General features: G+C 39.3%; 8 protein-coding genes and 1 pseudogene. 2 read left to right on the plus strand and 7 right to left on the minus strand.

From position 1 onward, the window contains the following. Nucleotides 1-17 precede the first annotated feature (17 nt). From HT708_RS06035 to hprK, 5 genes and pseudogenes are all read right to left on the minus strand, one after another. A complete protein-coding gene (locus HT708_RS06035) occupies nt 18-4,115 on the minus strand; it encodes a G5 domain-containing protein (protein ID WP_172926128.1) in 4,098 nt (1,365 codons plus the stop codon). Between the two features lie 358 nt (nt 4,116-4,473). Further along, a complete protein-coding gene (locus tag HT708_RS06040; RefSeq protein ID WP_000517395.1) occupies nt 4,474-4,869 on the minus strand; it encodes a YtxH domain-containing protein in 396 nt (131 codons plus the stop codon). Further along, nucleotides 4,842-5,268: pseudogene (locus tag HT708_RS06045) on the minus strand (DUF948 domain-containing protein). Before HT708_RS06045 ends, HT708_RS06040 begins: the two are co-directional and overlap by 28 nt. After that, nucleotides 5,269-6,057 (minus strand): prolipoprotein diacylglyceryl transferase, encoded by a 789-nt coding sequence (gene lgt / locus HT708_RS06050; RefSeq protein ID WP_054392788.1) that lies wholly within the window; start codon nt 6,055-6,057, stop codon nt 5,269-5,271. Continuing rightward, nucleotides 6,050-6,985: an HPr(Ser) kinase/phosphatase gene (gene hprK, locus HT708_RS06055; RefSeq protein ID WP_000115147.1), complete on the minus strand. Its 936-nt coding sequence runs from the start codon at nt 6,983-6,985 to the stop codon at nt 6,050-6,052. Before hprK ends, lgt begins: the two co-directional genes overlap by 8 nt. 96 nt (nt 6,986-7,081) lie before the next feature. Between hprK and HT708_RS11825 the strand changes: the two genes are divergently transcribed. Continuing rightward, the gene (locus HT708_RS11825; protein ID WP_240154021.1) at nt 7,082-7,228 is read left to right on the plus strand and encodes a hypothetical protein; all 147 of its coding nucleotides are present in this window, start codon (nt 7,082-7,084) and stop codon (nt 7,226-7,228) included. A 39-nt stretch (nt 7,229-7,267) separates the two neighbouring features. On the opposite strand, the gene rpsU is transcribed toward HT708_RS11825, so the two are convergent. Continuing rightward, nucleotides 7,268-7,444, minus strand: a complete 177-nt coding sequence (gene rpsU, locus HT708_RS06065) for a 30S ribosomal protein S21 (protein WP_000048054.1) — start codon at nt 7,442-7,444, stop codon at nt 7,268-7,270. A 138-nt stretch (nt 7,445-7,582) separates the two neighbouring features. Further along, nucleotides 7,583-8,290: a glucosamine-6-phosphate deaminase gene (locus HT708_RS06070; protein ID WP_000864588.1), complete on the minus strand. Its 708-nt coding sequence runs from the start codon at nt 8,288-8,290 to the stop codon at nt 7,583-7,585. A gap of 150 nt (nt 8,291-8,440) precedes the next feature. Here HT708_RS06070 and queA point away from each other — a divergent pair, with 150 nt between their 5' ends. Then, nucleotides 8,441-9,469: a tRNA preQ1(34) S-adenosylmethionine ribosyltransferase-isomerase QueA gene (gene queA, locus HT708_RS06075; RefSeq protein ID WP_001090168.1), complete on the plus strand. Its 1,029-nt coding sequence runs from the start codon at nt 8,441-8,443 to the stop codon at nt 9,467-9,469. Nucleotides 9,470-9,970: the final 501 nt, after the last annotated feature.

A 9,970-nucleotide genomic window follows, 5' to 3' on the forward strand; every position in this document is an offset into this window, starting at 1 on the left:
TTCATTTGACTAAATTTTTAGTCTTCTTTTTTCTTTCCAAGAGCAAGTCCGAGACCGCCTAGCAGACCAAGAAGTTCTAGAGATGCAAGAGTCGCATTTGATTCTGTTCCTGTATTTGGCAATACATTTTGAGAATCATTTGATTTAGCTCCGTTATCACTATCACTAGCATCTGTAGTATCTTCATGATTTTCATTCGGAGTAACTGCATCTGGAATTGGAGTTGTTGGTGCAGGTGTATCTTGATCAGAACCTCCATTAGTAGCAGGTGTGACTGGAGTTGCTGGAGTGACTTTACCTGGTGTTACCTTAGCTGGTGTTGTTATATTATTAGCAATGTGTTCTGTGATATGACCGTCCTTTGAGTCTACATCATAAGTGGTTGTAGTAACTGTTTTACCTTTAGCTCCTTCAATACGTTCATTAGGTGTGTCAACTTCTCGTTCACCATCTCTAACATATTCAACTTCAGGTTCAATCGGGGTTTCTACTACTTTGTCCTTGGCTGCGACTTTGACGACTGTATTCGTTGGTTCTTTCGTTTTCCCATAAGTTAGCACGGTTGTTGGAGTTATCTTACCTGTTTTTGGATTAACTTCATAGGTAGTGGTCTCAATCACATCACGACCTTCAGAATCTTTAGATTGTTCAACCTTAGTTTTAGCTCCTACTTTAACGATTGTCTTACCTGCTGGGGTGACGACTGGGGTGCCAACGTGTTCTGTGATATGACCGTCCTTTGAATCTACATCGTAAGTGGTTGTAGTAACTGTTTTACCTTTAGCTCCTTCAATACGTTCATTAGGTGTGTCAACTTCTCGTTCACCATCTCTAACATATTCAACTTCAGGTTCAATTGGTGTTTCTACTATTTTGTCCTTGGCTGCGACTTTGACTATTGTTGCTGTTGGATTTACTACTACTGCTTTTCCTACTGTTTCTGTAATAGCGCCTGTAGTAGAATCAACACTATATGTTGTTGTGATAGTACTTGAACCTGCTTGGCCTGCTTCTTCCACATTTGGTTGATTTTTGTCGCGTGTATCATCTTTCACATATTTCTTAGGTGATGAGATTTCTGTTTTTTCTACTTTGTCCTTCGCTGCGACTTTGACGACTGTATTCGTTGGTTCTTTCGTACGAACTGGTTTACCTTCACTTGCTGTAATCTTTCCAGTATTAGTGTCCACAGTGTAAGTTGTTGTGATAGTGTCTTCACCATCTTCACCTTTAACAGTAGTTGGGACTGTACCTTTTTCTTTCGTATCATCTTTTTCGTAAACTACTGGAGATGGTACTACCATCTTCTCAATCGTTAGTTCTTTCCTTGTCCCGTAAGTAGTTACTGTTGTAGAAGTTACCTTACCTGTTTTTGGATCAACTTCATAAGTTGTAGTGTTGATAACTTCACGACCTTGGTCATCCTTGCTACTCTCAACCTTAGTTTTAGCTCCAACCTTAACTATTGTTTTACCAGCTGGGGTGACCACTGGCTTACCAACCTGTTCTGTGACTGTTCCATTATTTGGATTAACGTCATACCTTGTAGTCGTTACAGATTTTCCTTTTGCTCCTTTTCTAGGCTTGTCTGGTGTACCAAAGTCACGAGTGTCATCTCTTTCATAAACCACTGTGGGCTCAATTGGCGTTTCTACTACTTGATCCTTAGCCGCGACTTTAACGATTGTTTCTGTTGGATTTACTATTACTGGATTTCCTTCATTTGGAGTAACTTCCCCATTGTCTGGATTTACTGTGTAAGTCGTGGTGGTTGTCTTACTTCCGTCTTTTCCTGGGACAGTAATATTGGCTTGGCCTTTTTCTCGACTAGCATCTTTTTCGTATTTTACTGGAGATGGGATTGTTTCTACGTCTACTCTATCCTTAGCTCCTACTTTTACAACTCTAGCTATTGGTAGAGTTACGACTTCTGATCCCCCTTTTGTTGGAGTTAGGGCTCCATTTACTGGATTTACGCTATAGGTTGTGATGACTTTAGATTTTCCTGATCTCCCTAGAAATTGAACGGTATCAGTACCTTTTGGACTGTTTTCATCTTTTAAATAAACTGTTTTGGGTTCAACTGAATTATACTCAACTATATCCTTCGCGCCACCTTTATTGACTACTTCTTCCTTCTTAGTCGAAGTAAGGCTGCCAGTTTTTGAATTTACTGTGTAGCTTGTTGTCTTCTTAACAACGTCGTCTCCTTTTTTAATGTATTCTACTTCATCCTTGGCTGCGACTTTGACAACTGTTTCTATTGCCGGTTGCTTAACTACTGGTTGTCCTACATGTTCAATCAGATCTCCAGTGTTAGGATCTACACTATAAGTTGTTGTTACTGTACTAGTACCTGAAGTACCAGTTGTTGTTACATTAGCTTCACCTTTAGCTCTTGTGGCATCTTTTTCATAACGTACACTTAGCTCAAGTTGGGTAACGACAACTGTAGATTTGGCTCCATCTTTCTTAAACACTTCATCAATTGTATTGTTAGTAATCTGTCCTGTATCGAGATCTTTCATACTCACAGTTATTGACTTAATGATGTCATCTCCGCGTTTACTATATACAACAGTTTCTCCAACTTTTTCTACAGATTTAACTGTTGCAATGTTTTTATCTTGATAACCTGTCCCATCTAAGGAAATTCGTTTCCCAGATATAAACTCTGATCGTCTATTAATCATATCAGCTTCAAAATAAGAACGTGAACTGTGACCTCCACTGGTTCGTCCAACATTTATAACAACATCACTATCATTGCTGACGCCTTTTCTTATCGCCAAATCATTATCAACAATATAATGAGTCATTTTACCAGACTTGGCTATTTTTTTGCTATCTAAACCTTTTTGCCAAAATTCACGACTGGAAAGCAAATTGGTCACAACTTTTGGAGCATTAAAGGTTGTGCCTTTTTTTAATACATTATTATAAACGTTTCTATAAGCCAACTGTTCTTTAGGAGACATGACTCTGCTGTCAGAATATGCCAACTGATAAGCTTCAACCATTGCCCGTTGTACTAAATATCCTCCTAAAGAATGACCTGTCAAATAAAGATTAGTAATACTCTTATCTTTAGCTAGTTCATGCATAATATTTTCTGCATCTATCCCTTGTTGAGGATTGCTTCCTAATCCAAGTGTTATATCAGCTCCTATATCTTTCGCATCACTTGTTCCACGAAAGGCTAATACTTGTGCAGTTCCATTTGGTAAATATAAGAAATCACTCTTCGTTTCATACAAGACAGCATCTAGTCCACTGGAGGTATGGTAACTTTTCTTCCTTTCCCAATAAGGCCCCAATTCCTTATTCATCATCATATACTCATAACGTGGTTTACTGTCACCATTCTTTTTATATAACTCTGACTCTGTTAAGGGTCTCTTATGATCCAGCACTCTATCAATATAATTATCATCACGGTAGGATAATTCCATGAACATAATCATATCGCGCTCACTTACATTCCATTTTAATTTTTCATCTGGCTTTTCTTTACTGTCAATAATACCATCACCATCAGTATCTTCTAATAAGGGATGACTATTATAACCTACATATTTTTTCCCACCTTTTTCATAAATATAAAGTTCTTCTTTATCCTTCAAGTAATCATCATCTGTATAGGCTTCTGGACTTAACTTAGAGCCGTTTAACAATAAACTATCAAGCTTATTACCTTCTGAACCGATTACTCCTGCTTTTATTTGCTTAGCATACTCATCAGTTAATTCATACTTTTTAACCTCGGAAGGATTTGATGCTGCTCTCACCGCTGGAGTGCTTGATCTGTCTTCACCCGCCACGAAATCCCTTGTGGTCAAGCTATTATTTTCCTTATTCCCAGATCTGACGGGTTCTGTAGTCCTTGTAGATCCTATTGGAACATCTCTGGTATCTAACTCAGAAGAAGGATTATTTTGATTATCTAGCATAGGTTGAACTTCTTCTCTTTTATCCACAGAAGATGGAGAATTTTCCGTAGAAGCAAGTACTCCCTGGGATGGTGTAAACAAGGCAATGCCTATTAATACAGAAGCCACTCCAACAGAAAACTTTCGAATCGAAAAACATTGACGTTTATTAAAAATATCTTTCATTTTACCAACTTTCTTTCTAGCTATTTTTTACAAAATAGAGAGTTCTACTATTTTCCCTTGACAAAATACTAAACCCTTTCTTGACTAAAATTTTAGAACTTTTCCTCTGCTTGATTATAAACTACCACATTGATTTCTAATCATAAAAAAATGAATTGCTTAATATTAATAAAATATCAGTACAATATAAAAAATGTAAATATTTCACTTTCAACACTGCCATTATACCATAATACTCAATGAAAATCAAAAAACGCATAATATCAGGCCTTGAAAAACCTTGATACTATGCGTTTGATTATGGGAAGATCTACTTCATTTTCTCCTAGAATTGAGTTTTTGCCCAGTCTCATCAAATCTAGATTTTTTCTTCTTTGATATCAATCACAATCTCTTCTGATTCATCAAGAATTTCGGCCTTTTCTTGCCATTGCTCTTTGAGATTATTGAATCGATATTTTGATACTTCTGTCGCTTGACGAGCACATGATTTGGCTTGAGCAAGGACGCTGTCCACAGTGATTTCACCCGACTCAACCTGTTCTTTGGTTTTAAGAACAAAATCTGTAGCCTGCTCCTTGACTTCTGTCAGTTTTTCACAGACCTGCTCCTTGGCATACTCTGGATTTTCTCTCAAATCATCCAGAAAATCTTGAGCCTGACTGCAAACTTGTTTGCCCTTGTCGCTTGTTAAAAACAAGGCAAGAGCTGCACCTGAAACGGTTCCTAAAAGGATTGAGGATAATTTACCCATAAGGATTCTCCTTTTTTATTTTTTTAAAAATTTACTTGCAAGACGAAGAGCTGATAAACTTGCCCCAGTCTTGAGTGTTTTTGAACCAGCTGATGAAGCTTTCTTGCTCAAGACACGCGCATGGTCATTGAGGTCTGAAACAGATAGAGATAAATCTGCAACAGCACTAAAGAGTGGATCAATCGTTGCCACCTTGACATTAATATCATCTGCCAAGACATTGATCTTAGACAGCAATTCATTGGTATGATGCAAGGTCACATCCACATCTGAAGTCAAGGTTTTAATCGTCTTCTCTGTTTCATCGATAACACGGCCAAGCTTTTGTACAGTAATGATTAGATACACTAAAAATACAATCAAAGCAAGGGCAACAAAAATATATGCAACTTCTAACATTTAGTTTTCCTCCTCTGTAACATAGTAAGGGGCCTTCTTTCGATTTTGATATAGAATGATAAAAATACCCAGTCCGATAAGGACAACTGATAGCCATTGAGACACTCGAAGGCCAAAGAACATGAGACTATCTGTTCGCATGCCTTCGATGACCATACGACCGAAACCATACCAAATCAAGTAAAAAGCCGTGATATGACCTCGTCTGAGACTTTTCCATTTTCGTCTAAAAATCAGAATCAAGGCAAATCCAAGTAGATTCCATAGGGACTCATAAAGAAAGGTCGGCTGACGGTAGCTCCCCTCAATATACATCTGGTCACGAATAAAGACAGGTAGATAATCCAAATTATCCACTGCTGCACCATAAGCTTCTTGGTTAAAGAAATTGCCCCAGCGACCCAAACTTTGGGCAATCATGACGCTAGGCGCCGCAATATCTAGAAAATCCCAAGTGTTAATGAGTTTACGATCAGCAAAGATATAGAGTACAAGTGCCCCAGTTATCAAACCACCGTAAATGGCCAAACCACCATTCCAAATGGCAAAAATCTCTCCCAAATTCTGACTATAATAATCAAAACGGAAAATGACATAGTAGAGACGAGCTCCTAAAATAGACAAGGGAAAGGCTATCAAGATAAAATCTAAAATATCGTCTGGTATGATCTTCTTTCTAGGCGCTTCTTTCATGGTCAAATAAACCGCAAGAATCAAACCTGTAACAATACACAAGGCATACCAACGAATGGCTAGAGGGCCTAGTTGAATAGCAATTGGATCAAGCATTAGGCACCTCATTTCGAGCGATGAGACTTGTCAGTCGTTCTTCGAACAAACGGGTCGCATCAAAGCCCATTTCCTTGGCACGATAATTCATGGCAGCTGCCTCAATCACGACAGAAATATTACGACCTGTTTTAACTGGAATGCGGATACGAGGAATGGCTACGCCAGAAATTTCTATTTCCTCTGCATTGTTTCCAAGACGATCAAAAGTCTTATGTGTATCATAGTTTTCCAAATAGACAGCAAGTTGAACCTGTGAAGAATCCTTGACGGCACTGGCACCGTAGAGGCTCATGACATCGATAATCCCAACCCCACGAATTTCAATCAGGTGTCTCAAGATTTCAGCCGGTTCACCCCAAAGAGTAATCTCATCCTTGGCAAAGATATCGACCCGGTCATCAGCTACCAAGCGGTGACCACGTTTGACAAGTTCCAGACCTGTCTCACTCTTACCAATTCCACTATCTCCCTGAATCAAGACGCCCATCCCATAGATATCCATCAAAACCCCATGAACACTGGTACGTTCTGCCAAACGAGAATCCAGATAGCTAGATAACTCTCCAGATAAACGACTTGTCGCTGTACGGCTGGTTAAAATAGCAATCTTACATTCTCTGGCTGCTTTTAACATCTCCTCTGGAACCACCAAACCACGGGCAACAATGACCGCTGGTGTCTCAGGTAGAAACATTTTTTTCAAAACTTCATAACGGCTGTTGGAAGGCATGCTGATCAGATAAGACCACTCCTTCATCCCCAAAAGTTGAATCCGCTCTGGCGTGTAGTAGTCAAAATAACCTGTCATTTCAAGACCAGGTCGCGTAATATCTGCTGTATTGATTTCCTTTTCAAGCAATTCTGGTTCGCCATAGACAATGTCTAGTCTAAGCTTTTCAATCACTTCTTTTACTAAAACCGACATCATTTCCTCCTTCAATCGAGTTCTTCTCTCTATTATATCAAATTGTAGGAGGAAGTTTCAGATTTTTGCAGGCTTTGGAGTATTTATTTATACTCAATGAAAATCAAAGAGCAAACTAGGAAACTAGCCACAGGCTGCTCAAAACACTGTTTTGAGGTTGTAGATGGAACTGACGAAGTCAGTAACCATATCTACGGCAAGGAGACGTTGACGTGGTTTGAAGAGATTTTCGAAGAGTATTAAAAGAAAAAGGACTAGATTTCTCCAGCCTTTCATTTCAAATTAGAATTTTTTACGTTTACGAGCTGCTTCTGATTTACGTTTACGTTTTACAGAAGGTTTTTCATAGAATTCACGTTTGCGTGTTTCTTGAAGAGTACCAGCTTTAGTAACCGCACGTTTGAAACGACGAAGTGCGTCGTCAAGAGATTCATTCTTACGTACTACTGTTTTAGACACTTTTTTCACTCCCTTCAAGTTCAATATCTATTTTATTCTACACGTAAAAGGAATAATTGTCAAGCAAAAATGCGGTTTAATTTTGATTTTTTCTTACATTTATACAAGAGTTGAAAGCGTTCAATAGAACATTGCTTTTTATTTTTCAAGTAAGCTAAGCGCTTCAGCATCCGCAATAATGGTCACATCAGGGTGATTTTGGAGACTACTTGCAGGTAGATTCTCAGTCACTGGGCCAGACACTGTTCCGGCAATGGCTTCTGCTTTCGACTCACCGTAGGCAAAGAGAAGGATTGACTTGGCATCCAAGATGTTCTTAATCCCCATTGAAATAGCTTGGGTTGGGACGTCTTCAATCTTGTCAAAAAAGCGCGCATTGGCTTCAATAGTAGACTGGTCAAGTTCTACTAGATGCGTTTGACTGTCAAATGGAGTACCAGGCTCATTAAAGCCGATATGCCCATTGCGACCGATTCCCAAGATTTGCAGGTCAACTGGATGGTCAGCCAAAATTTGGTTGTAGCGTTCAACTTCAGCTTCAGCATGATCCTTAACACCACGAGGCAAGAAACTTTCTTTAAATGGTTTTTGGTTGAACAAGTTTTCTTGCATGAAGTGACGGTAAGACTGTGGATTGTCGCCATCAAGGCCTACATACTCATCAAGGTTGACACTGGTTAGATTTGAAAAATCGAGGTCACTTTCAACAATTTCCTTATAAAATTCAAGTGGACTACTTCCTGTCGCAAGCCCTAAGGTTTGAGCGCCATTGGCTAATTTTTCCTTCAAAATCTCAAAAGCAACTTTTCCACCTTCGATTTGGTTTTCAACTTTAATAACTTTCATCTTTTCATCCTCCATTTCTATCTATTTTTATTATATGGTATAGACCAATTTTTGTCAAGTGAAAACGATTTAATTTCTAAAAAAAGAGCGTCTATACTTGAAACATGTTATAATGGATAGGATTAGAACTTAGAAAGAATGAACAGATATATGAATACAGCTGATTTTGACTTCCACTTACCTGAGGAATTGATTGCCCAAACACCCCTTGAAAAACGAGATGCCTCTAAACTCCTCATCGTCAACCGTGAGACAGGAAAAATGCAGGACAAACACTTCCACTCCATTATTGATATGCTGGAACCTGGTGATGCCCTCGTTATGAACGACACCCGCGTTCTCCCTGCCCGCCTCTATGGTCAAAAGGAAGAAACTGGAGGCCATGTGGAACTTCTCCTGCTCAAAAATACTGCTGGAGATGAGTGGGAAGTTCTGGCTAAACCTGCCAAACGCCTCAAGGTCGGTACTCGTATCAGCTTTGGTGATGGTCGCCTCAGCGCTGTCATTACAGAAGAATTGACCCACGGAGGCCGCATTGTCCGCTTCGAATACCACGGAATTTTCCTAGAAGTTTTGGAAAGTCTGGGTGAAATGCCGCTGCCACCTTATATCCACGAAAAACTGGATGACCGTGAACGCTATCAAACAGTTTACGCCAAGGAAAGCGGCTCAGCTGCTGCACCAACTGCTGGACTTCACTTCACCAAAGAACTGCTAGCAGAAATCCAAGCTAAGGGTGTTCATCTAGTCTATCTGACTCTTCATGTCGGACTCGGAACCTTTAGACCCGTTTCTGTGGACAATCTAGACGAACACGAAATGCACTCAGAGTTCTATCAACTTTCTGAGGAAGCAGCTGCAACTCTCCGCTCTGTTAAGGAAAATGGTGGTCGTGTCATCGCTGTCGGAACCACTTCTATCCGCACCTTGGAAACTATTGGTTCCAAGTTTGAGGGGCAAATCCAAGCAGATTCTGGTTGGACCAATATCTTTATCAAACCTGGGTATGAGTGGAAGGTCGTGGATGCCTTCTCAACCAACTTCCACCTGCCAAAATCAACTCTGGTCATGTTGGTTTCTGCCTTTGCAGGCCGTGAATTAGTCTTAGATGCCTACCACCATGCCATCCAAGAACACTACCGCTTCTTCAGTTTTGGTGACGCCATGTTTATTTATTGAGAAAGAATTTCTCTAAATCTTCTAATACCAATAAATCGCTAAGATATTATTTCAAAGAACATCTACAATTGAAACTCTAGCTAACTGTAGAAGACGCCTAGTACATTAAAATTAAAATGTTTCTCCCTAGCTGCGAAAATATTGCCATAGATTGCGTTGACTCTCCAAATCGATTCATCTATATTTTATTTCAGCTTCCTATATTTTCTTCGCTGTTTGTAAATCAAAATACAAGATACATGAGTAGCACCATATTTGTTACTCTTATCTGTCCTCTCAAGAGACTATTATGAGTGGTTTCAGAATCATTCACTACTTTGACCCTGACTCTCCTTAGTCTCAAAATCAAAGACTTATGGCTCTATAATATTTGTAGTGGGTAAATCCCCTATGGATATTATGGAGCCTATTTTGTGTAGAAAAAAAGTCCCATATGACCTATAATGAAAAGCGACAAAACAACTCATTAGAAAGAATCATACGGAACAATTACATTTTATC

It is taken from the genome of Streptococcus sp. 3613 (assembly GCF_013277375.1).
Taxonomy (GTDB): domain Bacteria; phylum Bacillota; class Bacilli; order Lactobacillales; family Streptococcaceae; genus Streptococcus; species Streptococcus pseudopneumoniae.